The sequence below is a fragment of the Candidatus Binataceae bacterium genome (genome assembly GCA_035650475.1).
Lineage (GTDB): Bacteria > Desulfobacterota > Binatia > Binatales > Binataceae > JAKAVN01.
The window spans coordinates 126,613-144,444 of record DASRHP010000010.1; the positions used below are offsets into that span (position 1 = coordinate 126,613).

General features: G+C 65.6%; 16 protein-coding genes. All 16 read left to right on the top strand.

Annotated features, from left to right (window positions below; all coding sequences use genetic code 11):
* The first annotated feature begins 18 nt into the window (after positions 1 to 18).
* The 16 genes from VFB33_10755 (at position 19) to VFB33_10830 (ending at position 17,828) form a co-directional block, all read left to right on the top strand.
* Complete coding sequence (locus VFB33_10755; GenBank protein HZO82160.1) at positions 19 to 510, top strand: phosphate-starvation-inducible PsiE family protein; 492 nt, start codon at positions 19 to 21, stop codon at positions 508 to 510.
* A gap of 110 nt (positions 511 to 620) precedes the next feature.
* Positions 621 to 1,220 carry a hypothetical protein gene (locus VFB33_10760; GenBank protein HZO82161.1) on the top strand — a complete coding sequence of 200 codons (600 nt, stop codon included), beginning with the start codon at positions 621 to 623 and terminating at the stop codon, positions 1,218 to 1,220.
* Positions 1,221 to 2,334: 1,114 nt separating this feature from the next.
* Complete coding sequence (locus VFB33_10765) at positions 2,335 to 3,156, top strand: polysaccharide biosynthesis/export family protein (protein HZO82162.1); 822 nt, start codon at positions 2,335 to 2,337, stop codon at positions 3,154 to 3,156.
* Between the two features lie 31 nt (positions 3,157 to 3,187).
* Positions 3,188 to 4,702: a hypothetical protein gene (locus VFB33_10770; GenBank protein HZO82163.1), complete on the top strand. Its 1,515-nt coding sequence runs from the start codon at positions 3,188 to 3,190 to the stop codon at positions 4,700 to 4,702.
* Between the two features lie 37 nt (positions 4,703 to 4,739).
* A complete protein-coding gene (locus tag VFB33_10775; GenBank protein HZO82164.1) occupies positions 4,740 to 6,197 on the top strand; it encodes an AAA family ATPase in 1,458 nt (485 codons plus the stop codon).
* Entirely contained in the window at positions 6,173 to 6,928 is a 756-nt protein-coding gene (locus VFB33_10780) for a hypothetical protein (protein HZO82165.1), read from the top strand. The genes VFB33_10775 and VFB33_10780 overlap by 25 nt, the downstream gene beginning before the upstream one ends.
* A complete protein-coding gene (locus tag VFB33_10785) occupies positions 6,925 to 8,061 on the top strand; it encodes a Gfo/Idh/MocA family oxidoreductase (protein HZO82166.1) in 1,137 nt (378 codons plus the stop codon). Before VFB33_10780 ends, VFB33_10785 begins: the two co-directional genes overlap by 4 nt.
* A gap of 31 nt (positions 8,062 to 8,092) precedes the next feature.
* Positions 8,093 to 8,569, top strand: coding sequence for an acyltransferase (locus VFB33_10790; GenBank protein ID HZO82167.1), 477 nt, complete (start codon positions 8,093 to 8,095; stop codon positions 8,567 to 8,569).
* Complete coding sequence (locus VFB33_10795) at positions 8,562 to 9,755, top strand: DegT/DnrJ/EryC1/StrS family aminotransferase (GenBank protein ID HZO82168.1); 1,194 nt, start codon at positions 8,562 to 8,564, stop codon at positions 9,753 to 9,755. The genes VFB33_10790 and VFB33_10795 overlap by 8 nt, the downstream gene beginning before the upstream one ends.
* A gap of 5 nt (positions 9,756 to 9,760) precedes the next feature.
* Positions 9,761 to 11,194: an exopolysaccharide biosynthesis polyprenyl glycosylphosphotransferase gene (locus VFB33_10800; protein HZO82169.1), complete on the top strand. Its 1,434-nt coding sequence runs from the start codon at positions 9,761 to 9,763 to the stop codon at positions 11,192 to 11,194.
* A 44-nt stretch (positions 11,195 to 11,238) separates the two neighbouring features.
* Positions 11,239 to 12,693: an oligosaccharide flippase family protein gene (locus VFB33_10805; GenBank protein HZO82170.1), complete on the top strand. Its 1,455-nt coding sequence runs from the start codon at positions 11,239 to 11,241 to the stop codon at positions 12,691 to 12,693.
* Between the two features lie 275 nt (positions 12,694 to 12,968).
* Complete coding sequence (locus VFB33_10810; protein ID HZO82171.1) at positions 12,969 to 13,778, top strand: GNAT family N-acetyltransferase; 810 nt, start codon at positions 12,969 to 12,971, stop codon at positions 13,776 to 13,778.
* Complete coding sequence (locus VFB33_10815) at positions 13,775 to 14,632, top strand: glycosyltransferase family A protein (protein ID HZO82172.1); 858 nt, start codon at positions 13,775 to 13,777, stop codon at positions 14,630 to 14,632. The genes VFB33_10810 and VFB33_10815 overlap by 4 nt, the downstream gene beginning before the upstream one ends.
* Positions 14,629 to 15,840 (top strand): hypothetical protein, encoded by a 1,212-nt coding sequence (locus VFB33_10820; protein ID HZO82173.1) that lies wholly within the window; start codon positions 14,629 to 14,631, stop codon positions 15,838 to 15,840. The genes VFB33_10815 and VFB33_10820 overlap by 4 nt, the downstream gene beginning before the upstream one ends.
* A 13-nt stretch (positions 15,841 to 15,853) precedes the next feature.
* Entirely contained in the window at positions 15,854 to 17,089 is a 1,236-nt protein-coding gene (locus VFB33_10825; protein HZO82174.1) for a glycosyltransferase family 4 protein, read from the top strand.
* Positions 17,073 to 17,828 (top strand): DUF262 domain-containing protein, encoded by a 756-nt coding sequence (locus VFB33_10830; protein ID HZO82175.1) that lies wholly within the window; start codon positions 17,073 to 17,075, stop codon positions 17,826 to 17,828. Before VFB33_10825 ends, VFB33_10830 begins: the two co-directional genes overlap by 17 nt.
* The last annotated feature ends 4 nt before the right edge of the window (positions 17,829 to 17,832 follow it).

A 17,832-nucleotide genomic window follows, 5' to 3' on the forward strand; every position in this document is an offset into this window, starting at 1 on the left:
ACGAGTATGATGCACCGGATGGGGCGCTCCATCGACGAACCGCAGCCGACCGGTACGCGGCACGTTCATCAGACGCTGCTGCCTGCACTCGAAGCGGCCGACGCGATCGTTTACGCCCTGGTCGGCGTGGTGTTTCTGCTCGCCGCGCTGGGGATGCTCGGCTACAGCCTGCTCGCCTTTCCGGCGAGCCTGCGCGCGAGCGGGTTTGCCCTGGCGGTGGTGACGCTGGTCAACGATCTGCTGCTGGTGATGATCATCATGGAGGTGCTGCGGACGGTGCTCTCCTACCTCCAGGAGCGCGCCTCATCGCTCCAGCCGTTCCTCTTCATCGCAGCGATCTCCGCGACCCGGCGCATCCTGGCGATCGGCGCGCAGATGAGCGTGACCGGGGAAAATCTCTCGCCCGACAAATTCCGCGAGATCATGATTGATCTCGGCGCCAATGCCGGAGCGATTCTGGCGATCGCCGTCGCGCTTTACCTGCTCAACCGCCGTCCCGCCGAGCCCTGAGCGGGCCGCGGCGCGCCGCTTTCGCGACGGATCTTCGCGCCACGAACTGCTCTGGCCCTCCCGCGAAATCTCTTTGACGCAGGCGCGCCGCCGCTGTATGGAAAAGCGGCTTGGTCCCCGACGACGACATTGCGCAGCGCTTCGCGGCCGCCGTCAAGCTCGCGCTCGATCACCTGCCCGCGTGCGCCGCGGCGGCGGCTGCGATTCCAGTCGGCCTTGTCGCCGAGATAGCCGCGGTCGCGGCGAGCCTTTCGAAGGCGCGCGCAGCGCAACGTGCGGTGATGGTGGCGGCGCCTGACCACCGCGCGTTCTGGGTCTTTCAGGATTCGGGCGTAATTCATCATTCGAGCGACCGCAGAATTTGGGTTTGTCAGCCGAGTGGGACCGAGCACGATCTCCTGGCCGGTGCCGCGTTGTCGAGTCGGGTATGCTGGGCGGTGGGACGCGCGGGGACGATCTTACTTACCATCGACGGTATCTCCTGGGCTCAGGTCGCATCGCCGACCGAGACGGATCTTATCGGCGTAGTCGCCTCCGGCGCGGATATGGTGACGGTTGTCGCCAGGGACGGCCGGCGCTACACCACCTGCAATGGCGGTCGTAGCTGGCGGATGTGCGCGGGCGCCAGCGGCGGATGGCAGCAGTTGGGAAATGGTCGGCGCGCAATCCTTATCGGCGGCCGCCTCGTCAAAGAGGACAGCGGCGGTTGAATGTCACGCCTGGGCCGGCCCCGGGTCTGAAGTGATTGTAACCGCCGACCGCCAAATTCGTCTTTGTCCAGCCGAGGGCCGATGATTCGCCGAAGGGCCGAGCCTTTGCAGGGAGATATCGAATGATGAAAACCGCGATCACATTCGCAGCGGCCATTCTTTCGTTCGCATTCCTCGCATCTGCAGCAATCGCACAGGACGCGGGCGCGGGCCTCGCCGGCCGCCGTGCGGGCTGGCGCGCGATGCGGCAGGAGAGGATCGCCGTCTGCGCAAACAAGTCGGCCGGGACGCCGTGCTCGTTCGAGCGCCGGGGCAAAAAGGAGAGCGGCGTCTGCCAGACGACGCGACGCGGAGAGCTGATCTGCCACAGCGCGACGGGTCGCCGCCGACGAATGCGCGGCATGGGCGGGCCAAGTCCGGCGCCTTCGGTCGCTGGCCCGGCGGCGCCGGGCGTATCCCGACCATGACACTCGCACCGTCGCCGACGCCATCTTAGAACTCCTCGCCACCAGATGACCAAGGCGAGACGCGACGAAACCCCAGGCGCGATCCGACTCGCCGGCATCGCGCGCGCTTTCACGATCCTATAGAACACGCTACGCATCCGTTGGCGGCAGGCGACAGGGCGGAGACCGACACCATTGGCGTCGTCAGCCCGGCCGCAGACGCTTTCAGAATCTCCCGCTCCTGACGCAATTAGCCCCGCGCCGGCAGCGCGGCGCTCCAAAGGCGCTTCTTTTATCTGCTCGTCAACGAGATCGGGCAGGCGCTCGACGATGCCATAGGCGTGGCCATGCAATGGGCAGCTCCGCGGATAATCCTGACCAAGGGTACGCCGGCAGCTCCCTGAGCGTGCGGCTGCTAATTCCGCAGCTATCGTGGACCGCCGCGGCGGCCGCTGGCGCGCAGTTCTGTCGTTTCGCTGTTCCTAATAACTGGCGCGCGCCGTCCACGCGATATCATTGCCGACTCAATGCTCGTTCCTAGTTATGCATCGCGCCGTCTCCATAGTCTGTGCTTAAGCCCATGGATATCGTTGATGGCGAAGCGAAGATGAACAGGACGGCATATACCGGCCTCTGGATATGTTTCGACGCATCGGCGGCGACGACAGATGTTTAACCAAGTGATGATTGCTGGATGGACGGCGGAGCGGCGGGTGGCAGCCGGAATTCTGAACCCGAGCAAGTGTGCATGGGATCTTCGGACAACCCTGTGCATCGCCATCACCGCTTTGGTCGCCGGTTGCAGCGCGTCTGCCGCCCGGGGCGATCTCGCAGGAATAAACCGCCCGCAGTTGTCGGCACAGCAATGTGCGGCACAAGCCGACATCGAGAACGCCGCTCTCAACGCGGCAGCCGCCGACAGTGCCTACATCATCCAGCCGGGTGACGACCTCGTGATCAGTTTCTATCTCAATTCCGAGTTCAATGACTCCGTGGTGGTGCGGCCAGACGGGCAGATCAACCTCCAGCTCGTGGGTGATGTGCGGGCGGCCGGACTCACTCCGCAGGCCCTCGCGGCGCGCCTTAATGAAGCCTATTCCAGCGAGCTGCGCTCACCTGACGCCTCAGTCCACGTGAAGAACATGCCGAGCCGCCAAGTGTATGTCGAGGGCGAGGTATCGAAGCCCAAGGCGATCGTACTCGAGCCGGGAATGACGCTGCTTCAGGCGATTGCAGATGCCGGCGGCCTTACCGACAACGCCAGCAGCGACGCAGTAGTGATCCGACGCGACGCGTGCGGCACGCCACAGGGATCAGTAGTCAACTTGAGCCAGGCGATGGAACAGCCGTCGAGCGGCGAGGACGTGGCGCTGCTGCCGCGCGATATCGTCGTGGTCCCGCGCAGCACGATCGCCAATATCAACCTGTTCATCAAACACTACATCCGCAACAACCTGCCGATCCAGCCGTACGCGAGTTTTCCGCTGTGATGGCGCCGCGACGGCGGAGGAGAATGCATTGATGGATTCCGGCAAGTTGCAGACCTGGATCGAGATAATCATCCGGCGGCAAAAGACGGCGCTGTGGGTGGCCTGCGCCGTCTTCGCGACGGTGCTGGTCGTCACAATTCTGTGGCCGCCGATCTACCAGTCGAGCGCCGAGATCCTCGTCCAGGACAATCGGGCTCAGTTGCTGGTATCGCCGGACCTGCGCGGAAGCGCCGATCCCAGAGCCGTGGTTGCGAATCCGGTCAACGAAGAGGACATGAATTCGGAGCTCGAGATTTTGACCAGCCAGCATCTGATACTGAAGGCGCTGGATGGTTTGCAACCAACTCAGCAATACGCGGGGTTCGGCGCGGCTTTGATAAGTGCGGTCGGCACCGTCGCTAAACTGCCGGGCACCGGTTATCGCGCCCTGCATCAGATGCCAGAACTTACCACGAGGGAGCAGTGGGCCCTTCAAGTGGCTGGCGCGCTTAGCGCAAACGTCGTCAATCGTTCCGACATAATTGAAATCGATTTTCGAGCAAACGATGCGCAGTGGTCAAAGGACTTCCTGTCCCGATTGCTTAATCAGTACCTCGAATATCACGCCCACATATCTCACGACCCGGTGGCGCGGAAGGTGTTCGCGGCACAGGCACGGCTGCTCAAGTCCCGGCTTCATCATTCCGAGGATCAACTCAAGGCGTTCGAAGTCGCGACAGGGATCGGAAGTCTGCCCGATCAGAAGACCGAGCTCGTCAAGCAGTTGTCGCAGATGTCGATTCAGTATGCCACCGGAGCCGCACAGCTCGCCTCGGCCGAACAGCAGGTGAGCGCTCTCCAGGCGCTGCGCAGGCAAACGCCGGAGCGGATTGGCAAGGAGACGCGCTCGGTGCAGAACGCCGCACTGCAGCAGCTCAAGCCGCAGGTCATGCAACTGCGCGCCGAGCGCGCCGAGCTGTTGAGCCGCTACAAGCCGAACTCCAAGCGGATCAAGGAAATCGACGCCAAGCTCGAAGCGGCGCAACAAATCCTCGACCGCGAAAACAAACTCGAAGTTGAGGAAGTCAGCACGGATCTGAATCCACTGTGGGTGTCGCTGGGCTCGAGCCTCTCCGAGAGCGAGGCCAACGCCGCCGCACTGCGCGCCGGACAGCAGGCGCTGCAACAACAGATCGCGCAGGCGCAGGAGAGCCTCAGGCTGCTGGTTACCAACGGCGTGCAGGTCGATCGGCTCCAGCGCCAGGTAGAGGCCGACAAGGAAGCCTACATGTCCTACCTGCGCAAGGCCGAAGAGGCGCGCGTCGCGCAGGCGCTCAACCAGAGCAAACTGCTCAGCGTCAGCGTCGTGCGGCCGCCGGCGATGCCGCTCAAGCCGGCATTCCCGATTCTCTGGCTCAACCTGCTGGCCGGGCTTGTGATGGGCACTGGTGCGGGTCTTGCCGCCGTGCTCTGGGACGAGCAGAACGATCCGAAAATCTACTCGGCGGCATCGATCGCGGCGGTCGGCGGTATCAGGACAATCGCCGTAGTTCAGACCGAGCAGTAAGCGGGCGATGTACGCTAAGCACTTCAGATTGCACGGGATGCCGTTTGAGTTCACACCGTCGCCCGCGGCGTTCTTCGCCGGCGCCTCTCATCGAGAGGCCCTCGCCGCGCTCGAGTGGGGCCTGCTGCACGAGCCGAGCGGATTCACCCTGCTGGTCGGCCGGACCGGGATGGGCAAGAGCACCCTCATCGCCGCCCTTCTCGAACGCCATCGCAACCACCTCCGCATCGTACACCTGAGCAACCCGCAGATCGGCGCCGGACAGATGCTTCCATTCATCGCGCAGCAGCTCGGCATCAAAACCGCCGGCGGAGCCTCGCGGCGCGAATTGCTTGACGCCCTGCAAAAGTTTCTGGGCGCGCTCAAGCCGGGCGAACGGGTCGCGGTGCTCATCGACGAGGCGCAGGCGCTCAGCGAGGAATCGCTCGAAGAACTTCGCCTGCTCTCGAATTGCGGTCGCGTCGAAGAGCAGCAGCTCTGCTTCATCTTGGTGGGGCAGCCGGAGCTGCTGCGGCGGTTGGCGGAGGAACCGATGCGGTCCCTGAACGAGCGCATCGGTGCACGAGCGATACTCACTCCGCTGGGCGACGCAGAAGCTCGTGATTATGTCGCGTATCGGCTCGCTGTCCAAGGCGGACGTGTCGAAGCGATATTCGCCAGGCGTGCACTCAGGCATCTGATTACTCAAAGCCTCGGAGTGCCTCGACTGATAAATGTGCTTTGCCATAACGCGATGCTGTTCGCATATTCGCGCGATGCCAAAAGGATCACGTTGGGCATGGCGCGCAGGTCGGTCAGGGAGCGTGAGGAGTCCTTCGTCGCCGCCGCAGCGGCGGGGCGCGCGCCAGCTGGCCGCGCGGCGGCGAAGGTCATGCGCCCGGCGGCCGCACTTGCGGCGCTGTGCCTGGCGGGCGGGCTGGTCGTCTACGGATGGCCGCCCGCCCGCCAACCGGCCGGGGCCGTAGTCGGCGATGCGCCGCAGGCGCGCCCGGCCCACGCGATCGGATATCTCGAGCCGCCGGCGGTCGCCACTGAGACCTCGGTAGCTGTCGCCCCGGCTGCGACGCAGGCGCAAACGATCGTACCTGGCGCAGACGATCCGCGCCGCGATAACTTCCCGGTCGCTTTGACTGAGCGGCTCGAGGAGCCACGACTTGCAACGACGTCAAACGCCGCGGCTAAGCCTGGTGACGCGGGCGTGCCGCATGAAACAGGCGCGTTCCATGGGACAGCAAGCGATATTCAGCCGGCGGAGGCTACAGCGAAGCGCCGCCAGGATTCAACCCGGCGCGTAAGGGTAGTAGCGGGAGACACACTGGGAAAGATCGCACAACACTATCTGGGCTCGGAAGACGAACTCCCGCGTCTCGTCAGTGCTAATCCGCAATTTCCGGATATCAACCTAATCTATCCGGGCGACATTGTAGTGCTGCCGCTCGGCGCCGGTTCGGCGAGGAGCCAAGGTAGCTCGTGGGCAAATACTACGAAGCGTTGAGCCGCGGCGTCGAGCAGCGCAGCGGCGACAGTATGGAGGCAGGCGGCACTCCCGCGGGAAAGCTGCTTCAAGCGCCGAAGTCCGCCGCGCCGCTGGTGGTGCTGCCCGCGTTTCGCGAAGTGCCGGCCGCGATCGCGCGAGGAGAGCAGATTCGACGCCTAGCAGAAACGCTCGCGCCGGCGGCGGCCAGGAGCCCTATGCGGCTGCTGGTGAGCGGATGTCGGCCCGGCGACGGAGCGTCGACAATCGCAACCGCGCTCGCAATCGATCTAAGCCAGCGGCTGGCCTTGCGCACGCTGCTGCTTGACGCGCACCTGTCGAGGCCTGGTCTCGAACGCCTGTTGCCGGCTCCGGGGCCAGTTCCACTGAGCGCGCCGTCCAGCAGCCCGATCCGCTCCCGGCCAACAGGATGGCCGCGCCTCGAGCTCGGAGTGTGCGCGGCCATTGACGAGCCTTCATCTGAATTCTTCGAATCCCTTGACGACAATCTGACTGAGTATCAGGCGGTGATAATCGATCTCGGGGTGGTCAGGCTTGATCCGAGGATGTTGCCGGTTGCGCGGCCGAGCGACCCGATCGTACTGGTCGTGCGCTACGGACACACTGAACGTAAGGAACTGGCCACCACCGTCGCCGCTCTCAGGTCGGCCGAGCGCGCTCCCGCAGGAGCAATTCTCAGCGGAGTCAACCTTCCTCCCCCGGGCAGGCTGCGGAGATTGATGCATATATGAGTCAACTTCTGAAAGCGGAAATCCATCAGACAAACGGCCATCATTTCAACGGATCGAATGGCCATCCGGCGAAAACGCCGCAGCGGGCGCGAGTCGCCGGAATCGGGGTCGTCGGACTCGGGTATTGGGGGCCCAACTGGATACGCAATCTGCATCAGTTGCGCTGCACGGGCAAGATCGTCGCCTGCGATTTGGATGCCGCGCGCCGCGACTATGTATCGGGACTATATAGCGGGCTCCAAACCAGCTCCAGTTTCGAGAATCTTTTGGACGATCCGGAGATCGAGGGAGTGGTAATCGCCACACCGGTCAGCTCGCATTACCGGATGGCGCGCAGGGCGCTTGAGTGCAACAAGGCGGTGCTGGTCGAAAAGCCGCTGGCGACCTCGGTGCGGGAAGCCGCCGGTTTGATCGAGATCGCGCGCGAGCGCGGACGCACTCTGATGGTGGGGCACACGTTCGAGTACAGCGCGCCGGTGCTGAAGGCGAAGGAGATTATCTCCGCCGGCGAGGTCGGCGAGGTGCTCTATCTCAGTTCCGTGCGCGCTAACCTCGGGCTATTTCAGCACGACGTGAACGTGGTGTGGGACCTGGCGACGCATGACGTATCGATCATGCTCAAGCTGATGGAGCGTCAGCCGGAGTCGATCAGCTGCCAGGGGCAGAGCCACTATGGAAACCGGGTCGAAGACGTCGCTCTGCTGACGCTGCGCTTTGCACACAACGTTATAGCTTTCATCCACGTCAGTTGGCTGGATCCGAACAAGATACGGCGAACCACGATCGTGGGCTCGCGCAAAATGCTGGTGTACGACGATACCGCGGCGCAGGAAAAGATCAGGATCTATGACAAAGGCGTCAGCGTAAGCCGCTACTACGATACCTTCGGCGAATTCCAGTTTTCGTACCGTTACGGCGATATCCAGATTCCACGCATCGAGGAATACGAACCGCTGCGAGCGGAGTGCGAACACTTCGTCGACTGCATCGCGACTGGCCGGATCCCGGAGACCGACGGCGTCAACGGCCTGCGGGTGGTCGGAATTTTGGAGGCCGCCAACCGCTCGCTCCGCGAAGGCGGGCGCGCGGTGGCTATCGAAGAAGTAAGCGGGGGAAGCCATGCAATGCCGTGATGTCTCGGAACTCGCGTCCATCGCGCCGGATGTGAGTCTGGCTCCCGGCGTGCGGGTGAGCGCGTTCGTCAATCTCTACGGCTGCGAGATCGGCCAGGACTCGCGCATCGGCGCTTTCGTGGAAGTCCAGCGCGGCGCCTCGATCGGCAGCCGCTGTAAAATCTCCAGCCACAGCTTCGTTTGTACCGGAGTCGTGATCGAAGACGAAGTCTTCATCGGGCACGGCGTGGTGTTTATCAACGACCGCCATCCACGCGCCACCCGGCCCGACGGCGCCGCGCAAGAGGAAGGCGACTGGCAGCTCGAACGCACTTGGGTCAGGCGCGGCGCTACGGTGGGCAGCGGCGCGATCATCATGTGCGGCGTCGAGATCGGCGCCGGAGCGATGGTGGGCGCGGGCGCGCTGGTCACCCACGACGTGCCGCCGGGCGCGGTCGTGGCCGGCCATCCGGCCAGAGTCCGACGCATTGAATATGTAGCCCGGGAGGGAAGTGTCGCACGTGATTAAATTCGTCGATTTGCCGTCACAGAACCGCGAAATCCGCGAGCGTGTCGAGCGCGAGCTCGGTGAAATCCACCGCAGCGCCGCCTACATCGGGGGCCCGGCCGTCGACGCGCTGGAGCAGGAATTCGCCGCCTACCTTGGCGTGCGCCAGGTGGTCGGGGTCGGCAGCGGCACCGACGCGCTGCGGCTTGCGCTGATGGCGGCCGGCGTCAGCCCGGGAGATGAGGTGATTACGTCGCCGATGACCTTCGTTGCAACCGCCGAGGCTATCTGCCAGAGCGGGGCGCTGCCGGTCTTTGTCGACGTCGATCGGGCAACCGCGAATCTGGATCCCGAGGCGCTGCGCAAATATCTCGCCGCGGGCCGCTGGCGCTCGGTCAACGGCCCGCGAGCCATCGTGCCGGTGCATCTGTATGGCTTGCCGGCGCCGATGGATGAGGTGCGGAAAGTCGCCGAGGAGTACAACCTCGTGGTCATCGAGGACGCCTGCCAGGCCCACGGCGCCCGACTACGTGGCGCGGCGGGCTGGGCGAAAGCGGGAAGCTTCGGCGCGGCCGGCTGCTTCAGCTTCTATCCGGGCAAGAACCTCGGCGCGTGGGGCGAGGCGGGCGCCGTAGCGACCAACAACGAGTCGCTCGCAGCGCGGATCCGAACGCTGCGCGATCACGGCCGCATATCGCATTATGCGCATCAGGAGTACGGCTACAACGCGCGGCTCGACGCAGTGCAGGCGGTGGTGCTGCGTGCGAAGCTCGCACGCCTGGAGGCGTGGAATGCGCGTCGGCGGCGGGTGGCCGAGCTCTATCGTCAATTGCTCGCGGGCTGTGAAGTCACGCTGCCCACCGAGCCCGAGGGTACGCAGTCGAGCTGGCACCTTTTCGTGATTCGGCATCCCAGGAGAGACGCAATTCGGCGCGCGCTCCTGATGAGCGAGATAGAATGTGCAATCCACTACCCTGTCCCATTGCATTTGCAGCCAGCCTGCAAGGCGCTCGGTTATCAACCCGGCGACTTCCCGGCCAGCGAGTCGATCGCGGACACTGTTCTTTCGCTTCCCATGCACCCTCATCTGAGCGATGACGATGTGGCGCGGGTAGCGGAAGCTGTACGCAGAGCGATCGATAGTGAAAAGCCTGTTCGCCGGCGGACCCTTGCAAAACACTATCACGTTTCCCCCCCTACGTGGTGAGTGCGATGTTCGCCGGCGAACTACAACGTCAGAGCACGGTATTCGCGGCCGCCGACACGGCGGCGATTGCCGGCGGCTTTGCGGCCGCGTTTGCCTTGTCAGAGCCAGAAGCCGGCGTTGGCGCGGTCGGGCCGGCGCCGATGCCGCTCGCCGCCGCGGCGATCGCGCTGGTAGCGCTGTGGATGACGACCTTCCGGTTCGTCGAGGACCGGCGCGAGAGCGCAAGCGGCATCAAGCAAATCATGTCAGTTGCGGTGGGCTGCCTCGTCGCCATCGCCATCGCATTCACCGCCGCGGCTCTGTGCGGCGTGCGGATCCCCAACAGAGTACTGGCGCTTGCGCTCGCAGGAAGCATAGCGTGCGCGCCGCCGGCTCGGCGCGCAGCGCTCTGGTGTCTGAAAACAGCCTATGCAGCGCCGCAAATCCGCACCCCGCTCGTCGTTTTCGGATTCACGCCCGCCGCCCAATCCCTGGTCAATGGAATATTGACGCAGCCGACTGCGTATTCGCCGATCGCCTTCATCGACGATGGGCCGGGTGGCCGACAGTATCGAGGGCTGCCGGTGCTGCCGGAAACGGCGTTCGCCTCTCTGGCAGCCGCGTGTTCGGGCCTCGAGGCCGCGATTGCGGTTGCCGACGAGAGCCGCGCGCTTACCGAGCGGATCCTCGACATGTGCCGGACGCGTCGCGTGCGCTGGTGGTTGGTGCCATGGATGCCCGGCTCGTCTGCCAGGGCGCTGGAGGTACAGCGGATCGGCGAGCTTGCGCTGGTTTCGGTGCCGGGCCGCCGGCTCGAAGGCCTCAACCTGGCGGTCAAGCGGATGTTTGATCTCGCTGTGGCGACGTTGTTCCTTGGGTTGGCGGCGCCGGTGATGGCAATCGCGGCGGCGGCGATTTGGCTGTGCGACGGCTCACCGGTGCTCTTCCGCCAGACGCGGGTCGGCATCCATGGCAAGCGGTTTGAGATTCTGAAGCTGCGCACGATGAGCCGCGGGACCGCGGACGAGCCGCATCGCGAATACGTCGAGCACTGGATTTTGCGTAACGGCAGCGCGCCGGTGGCGAACGGCAAAGGGCATCATGCGCCGGTTTTCAAGCTCGCAGACGACGAGCGTGTGACCTCCGTCGGCCGTATCCTGCGCCGGTTCAGCGCAGATGAGCTGCCGCAGCTGATCAACGTCCTGCGTGGGGAGATGAGCCTGATCGGGCCCCGTCCGGCGCTGCCCTACGAACTCGAACTTTATCGCGACTGGCACTGGCAGCGGCTCGATGCGCCTCCAGGGATCACCGGCCTCTGGCAGGTGAGCGGACGCAACCGGCTGCCTTTCGATGAGATGGTGCGCCTCGATCTCCACTATATCCGCGACTGGTCGCTCGCCGGCGATCTCAAGATCCTCCTGAGAACAGTGCCGGTCCTGCTCCAGGGAGACGGCATGTGAGCGCGGCCTGTTCACCACCGCGGCCCACGGAGCCGTACCGTGGCTTGTGGACTGCATTCGCGCGCAGCGTGCGCGACAACGTGATGGGCGAATTCGCGGTCCAGGTGATCCGCATCGGCGGAATCGTGATACTCGCCCGCCGTCTGCATCCCGAGGACTTCGGCCTGCTCAAAGTGCTGCTGGTCGTCAGCGTCTTTGCGACTCTATTCTGCGAGGCCGGGATTCCCGAGGCGCTGGTCCAGCGCAAAGAACTCAGGGACGATCACGAGTCCACCGCGTGGTGGATGAGCCTTGGGCTTGGAATGCTCAGCGCCGCGTGCCTGTACGTCGCAGCGCCGCCACTGGCGGCTGCGATGGAGATGCCGCGGCTGGAATTCGGCGCGCGCCTGATGTGCGTGCCGGTCCTGCTCGACGGACTGGCGGCGACGGCCAACGCGCGGCTGCGCAGGCAGCTGCGCTTCGGCGCGCTGGCGGTGGCTGAGACCTTGGGTGAGGCGGCCTTCGTGGCGGTTGCGCTCCTCGTTCTGCGCGCGGGAATGCCTGAATGGAGCCTGGCCGGCGCGCTCGCCGCGCGCATCGGCGTGCGTGCGCTGGCGACCTGCGCCGCTGGCCGCCATCTGCCGGTCGGCTTGCCGCGGATCGCGGCCGCGCGCGACCTCGGCCGCTTCGCGCTGAGCGTAACCGGGGCCGAGGCGACGATCGCGGTGTCGGCCAACGCCGATTATTTGCTGGTGGGCCGGCTGCTCGGCGATCGCGCCCTCGGCCTGTACTCGGTTGCGTGGGACCTCCTGCGCTTCGTTCCCTACAGGCTGCATCGCGTGGCCGTGCGAGTGACGTTGCCCGCGTTCTGCCGTCTGCAGGACGACGATCGCGAGCTCGCGCGCGCCTACCGCGGCCTGTTCAACTATCTCGCCCGTATCGTGCTGCCGATCATCGCCTGCGTCGCCGTCGCCGCCCCCGAACTGCTGCATACGCTTTACGGGGCGCAGTGGGCGGCGGCGGCGACGCCGCTGCGCCTGATGGCCGCGGGGCTCGCGGTGGCCGGACTGCGCGAAGGGATTGGTTCGATCTACTACGCCAAGGACCATCCGGCGTTCGACATTTATCTCAACGCCCTGCGCTTCATCCTGATCGTAGCCGCGGTCCTTTCGCTCGCCGGCGGAGGGCTGTTCGCAATCAGCGCCGGCATGAGCGTCGTGGAAGGCCTGACGAGTGTGATCGGCGTCCGTCTCGCCTGCGAATTGCTCAATCTGAACCTGCGCGGGCTCATCGCCGCCGCAGTTCCGGGTCTGCGCCTGGCGGTCGCGTGCGCCATCGTGAGCGCACTGGGCAAGGCCGGCGCGCGCGCCGCCAACCTCGACACTCCGGCAGTCGCGGCGATCGCCGCGTTCCTCCCGGCGATCGTCTTTTGCTGGGTTGAGTCGGCGGCGATGAGCGAGATCTTGGCGCGCGCGTTCGGCCGCACCCGCCTGGCAACGCTCCAGGGAGCGACGCGATGAGCGGCGGATCGCAACGCGCTGTGAGCGCGGCGCCCGACAGCAACGGGGGCCTCCACTTCGACTTGCGCCCATTTGCCGAGAACCGGGCGGCTTGGCGCCGGTTTGCTGAGAGCCACCCCGATGCCGTCCTGTACCATCGCGACGAATGGATCGAGCTCCTGCGCCGCGCCTACGGATTCGACATCCAGCTTGCGACGCTGGCGGAAAAAGGCGAAATCCGCGCAGCCTGCCCGTTGGCCCGCTCCAAGCGGCCCTTCTCGCGCAGGCTTATCGCGTTGCCGTTTTCCGACTTCTGTCCGCCCCTCGCTGCCGATCCCGCCGCCGGCGCGCACTTGCTGGCTCATCTGGCGGAGCATCCGCAAGCCGCGGGCGGCGTTGAAGTCCGCGGCAGTGCGGCCGTATCGCCTTGGCAGCTCTCCACGTGTTTCGAAAACTGGACGCTCGACCTACGCCGTCCGCTCAGCGCGGTCGAGCGCGAGCTGGGTGGTGTGCTGCGGCGCAAGCTGAATCGCAACCTGCGTCACGCGATGGTCTCGGGCATTAGCATTGCACGGGGTTCGGCCGCGACCGATGCGCAGCATTTTTGTGAACTTCAATTCGACGCGCGCCGCCGGCTCGGTTTGCCGTCCCAGCCCGCCTCCTTCTTCCGCCTGGCGCATTCGATTTTCGCTCCCAGCGGCGCGTTCGAGGTGTGGCTGGCGCGGATGTCCGGGCGTGTCGTAGGCGGCCTGGTGCTCCTGCGCGCGGGTGGCCAACTCTATGAGAAATGGAGCGCGCGCGCGGCCGACGCTCCTTTCGGTGCGGCCCACCTGCTGCTGTGGAGCGTGATCGAGGAATTCGCGGGCAAAGCTGAAATGCTCGACCTCGGCCGCGCCGATGTTCGCAACCAGGGCCTGGGCCAATTCAAAAAAGCGATAGGCGCGGTTGCCGCACCTCTTCCCTATTCATTTTTCCCGCGGTCGCCGCGCACCGTCAGTTCCGAAGCGCCGGGCGCGATGCAACGCGTGTTGTCAACGCTGTGGCGCCGGATTCCATCACCGGCCAGCCGTCTGCTCGGCTCGGCGATCTACGGGTACCTCGCATGAGTAACTATCTCTCAATCACTCCGGTCCGCGATGAAGAGCGCTTTCTGCCCGGGCTGATCGCCTCGATGGTGTCGCAGACCCGCAGGCCCGAGCGCTGGCTGTTGATCGACGACGGCTCGGCTGACGCCACGCCCGCGATCATTGAGGAGGCGGCGCGCGTGCATCGATGGATTGAGCCGCGCCATCTTCCCCGCGAGCGCGTGCGCCGGCCCGGCGGTGAATCGGTGATTATGCAGTTCCTGCCGCCCGAAGCGTGGCGCGATGTAGACTTCATCGCGCGCTTCGACGCCGATCTCACCTTCGATTCCGACTACATAGAGCGGTTGCTGGCGGAGTTCGCTCGCCAGCCGCGGCTGGGTATCGCCAGCGGCACGTTGCTCGAACCCGGTTCCGATGGCGCGTGGCGCGAAGTTGTCACTCCCACATTCCACACCCGTGGCCCGAGTAAGCTGTACTCGCGGCCCTGCTTCGCGGCCATCGGCGGGCTGGAGCCCGGCCTTGGATGGGACACGATCGACGAAATCCGCGCCATCATGCACGGCTTCGTCACTCGCAGCTTCCGCCACATTCATGCCTGGCATCATCGGCCCACCGGCAGCGCTCGCGGGATGAGCCGCGGACGGTTCAACGCCGGCCGTGCCGCCTACCAGGCCGGTTATTCGCCCGTCTTCATGGGCGCGCGTGTGCTGCGCCATCTGGTCATCGGGCGGCCGCTGCAGGGCGTGGCGATGCTGGCGGGGTTTGCCGATGGTTATCTGCGTCGCGCCAAACGGGCCGCTTCGCCTGACGTGGTCAGGTTCGTGCGCACCCAGCAGATGCGCAGGCTGTTCGCGATGGAGAGCCGCTGGCGATGATACACCAATCGCAATCGCCGCCGCCGCCTCCGGCGGCGGCGGCGCTGGGCCGCTGGCGCGCGCGCAACGACGCTTTCACGTTCTGGAAGCTGTCCGAGAACTGGCGCGAGCCGCTGCGTGCCGGTATCGGGGCCTCCGAGCCGTTGATTGAGCACTACCTGTGGGAGAACTACCTACCGCTCAAGCGCCGCCGCCCACCCGCCGCGATGCGCGCTTACTATGCGGTCAAGCAACTGATTCCGGAACGCCTGCGGCATCGCCTCAACGGGATGATAGTGCGTAGCCGCAGGCGTGCGGAATTTCCCGCCTGGCCGTGCGAAAGCGTCCTGCTCGAATTCTGGCGCGAATGGCTCCGGCAGAGCCTTGCGACTCTCGGGGTCAGCGACGGCTGGCATATCAGCTTCTGGCCGGGCGGACACGACTGCTGTGTTGTCCTTACGCACGATGTCGAGGGCCCGGCGGGACAGCGCCGGATGGAAGCGATGGCCGATTTGGAAGAGCGCTACGGCTTCCGTTCGGCGTGGAACCTGCCGCTCGCGCAATATCCGATCGACTGGAACCTTGTCGAACGTCTGCGCGCGCGCGGATTCGAATTCGGCGCGCACGGGCTCAGCCACGACGGCAAGCTGTTCCGCAGCCACGACGATTTCGTTCGCCTTGCTCCTGAACTCGAGCGGCGAGCGCGCGAGCACGGCTTGCGCGGCTTCCGCGCGCCCTCGACGTTGCGCCGGCCGGAGTGGATTGCCTCGATGTCGTTCGATTTCGATTCGAGCTTCGCTGACACCGATCCTTGGGAGCCTCAGGCCGGCGGCACCTGCGCGGTTTTTCCCTTCCATCTGGAACATCTGGTCGAGCTCCCCTACACGCTGCCGCAGGACCACACAATGCTGCATCTGCTGCGGCGCAGCCCGTTGGAGGTCTGGATCACAAAGCTCGAGTGGATCGCCGCGGTAGGCGGGATGATCCTCGCGCTGGTTCATCCCGATTACTGCGGCGCGGGATGGCAGCTCGCCGAGTACGAGGAATTGCTCAAGCGGCTGAGCGCGCTCGAGTCGAGCTGGCGGGCGCTGCCCTCGGAAGCCGCCGATTGGTGGCGGCGGCGAGCCGCTTTCAAGTTGCTGGTCAAGGACGACAAGCCGCTGATCACTGGTCGCAACACTGCGGGCGCGGTGGCGCGCCGCTTGAGCACAACGCGGCTCGCCGCGTGAGGTTGATGGCGCAATGACACGGGCACTGATCATTGCCTACACCAGTTACGCGCATGATGCGCGCGTGCGCCGTCACGCCGAAGCGCTCGCCCAACGCGGCGACGAAATCGACGTGATCTGCCTTGGCGGCCGCCCGGCGGCCGGATTCAAGGGCGTCAACGTGATCGAGGTCCCCGTCGCGCGCTACCGCGGTGCGAGCCGCCGCCGCTACCTCGGCAGTTACCTGCACTTTTTCAGCCGCGCCGCGGCGATCGCGGCGCGCCGCGCCTGGGCGCGACCATACGACGTCGTGATCGTATGCACGATGCCCGACGCGGCGGTGCTGTGCGCGCTCGGGCCGAGGCTGCTCGGCAGCAAGGTGCTGCTCGATATCCACGACACGATGCCCGAGTTGTACCGCGACAAGTTCTCCGGCGCCTGGCGCGGGGCGCTCGGGGCGCGCCTGCTGATGTTCGAGGAACGCCTGAGCGCGCTGCTCGCCCATCGCGTGGTTGCCGTTCACGAGCTGCATCGCCGCCGTCTCGAAGCGGCAGGAGTCGCGCCGGAAAAGATCCGCGTGGTTCTGAACTCGCCGGATCCCGCGATTTTCGCCGCCGGCGAAATCTCCAGCGGCGCCCGTCGCGGCGGCGGCGCATTTACGCTTGTGTGCCACGGAATGATTTCGCACCGGCTCGGACTCGACGTCGCCTTACGCGCGGTGCAGCGCCTGCGCTTCAGGATTCCGGGCCTGCGCCTGAGGATCGCGGGCGGCGGCGAGTACGTACTTGCACTGCGTCGGACTGTCGAACGCCTGCGGCTGGAAGCGTGGACTGAGTTCGTCGATCGCGTGCCGCTCGACGAGCTTCCCTCGGTATTGCGCGGCGCCGCGGTCGGCCTGGTGCCCAATCACGCGAGCAGCGCGACCCATCTGATGCTGCCGGTGAAGCTGCTCGAGTACGCGATGCTTGGCATCCCGGTGATCGCGGCGCGCCTGCGCACCATCGAACACTACTTTGACCCCGACGCGGTCGAGTTTTTCACACCCGACGACGCTTGCGACCTCGCACGCGCGATCGACCGTCTCTACCGGGAGCCCAAGCGTCGCGCTCAGCTTGCGCGCAACGCGCGTGGGGTCGCCGAGGGTCTGGGCTGGGCGGCCCAGCGTTCCAGCTTCTACGACGCGATTGACTCGCTGCTGCGCGAGCCGACAGAGAGGGCGCTGCCCACGCGGCTTGGCCGAGAGGATGTGGTCGATGCCAGCCGCAACTGAAACACAGTGGGCCGCCAGGGTTATGAAGGGCGCCTCGGGGGCCTGCGGCTACCGGATGCTAACGGTCCATGACGCGGTGCGCAGCGTGGTCGAGCGCCGCTGGGACATCCCGCGTTTCCAGCGCGCGTTCAGTTGGAGCCCCCAGCAGGTGCGCGATCTCGCCGATTCGCTTTGGCGCGGATATCCGATGGGCCTGCTGCTGCTGTGGCGTGCGGCTGAAGGAGCGGGCTCGCCCCTGCTGATCGTTGACGGTCAGCATCGGCTCACCGCGATGTGCATCCTGCTGGGCGAGCGGCCGGCCTGGTGGAACGGCGCGCGCGCCGCCGCATGGCGCGAGCTGCTGCCACGATATGATGTCCGGTTCGATCTCCTTGCACCCGGTGTTTCGCCGTTCAGGTTGGGCGGACCGGGCCGCGGCGACGCGGCGCCGCCGCTTTCGTCGCTGCTTGCGATCGATCCCGACGGCGCCGACGGCCGCCAGCAACTGCAACGAATCGCCCACGAGGCTTGCGCGCGCGCGACGAATAAAAGTTTCGACGAAGTATATGCGCGCCTCGAGCGCCTTTGTCGGATCGCCGAGCAGCCTTTGGTTGCCAGCGTCGCCGAGCGCCCGATCGACGACGTGCTCGAGATCTTCGCCCGGCTCAGCGGGCATGGGATCCGGTTTCGGCGCCTTCTGTTGCGCACCGCGCTGCGCGCTTTGAAGGGAATGTGGGTTTCACAAACTGTGCACGGCTAGGTGG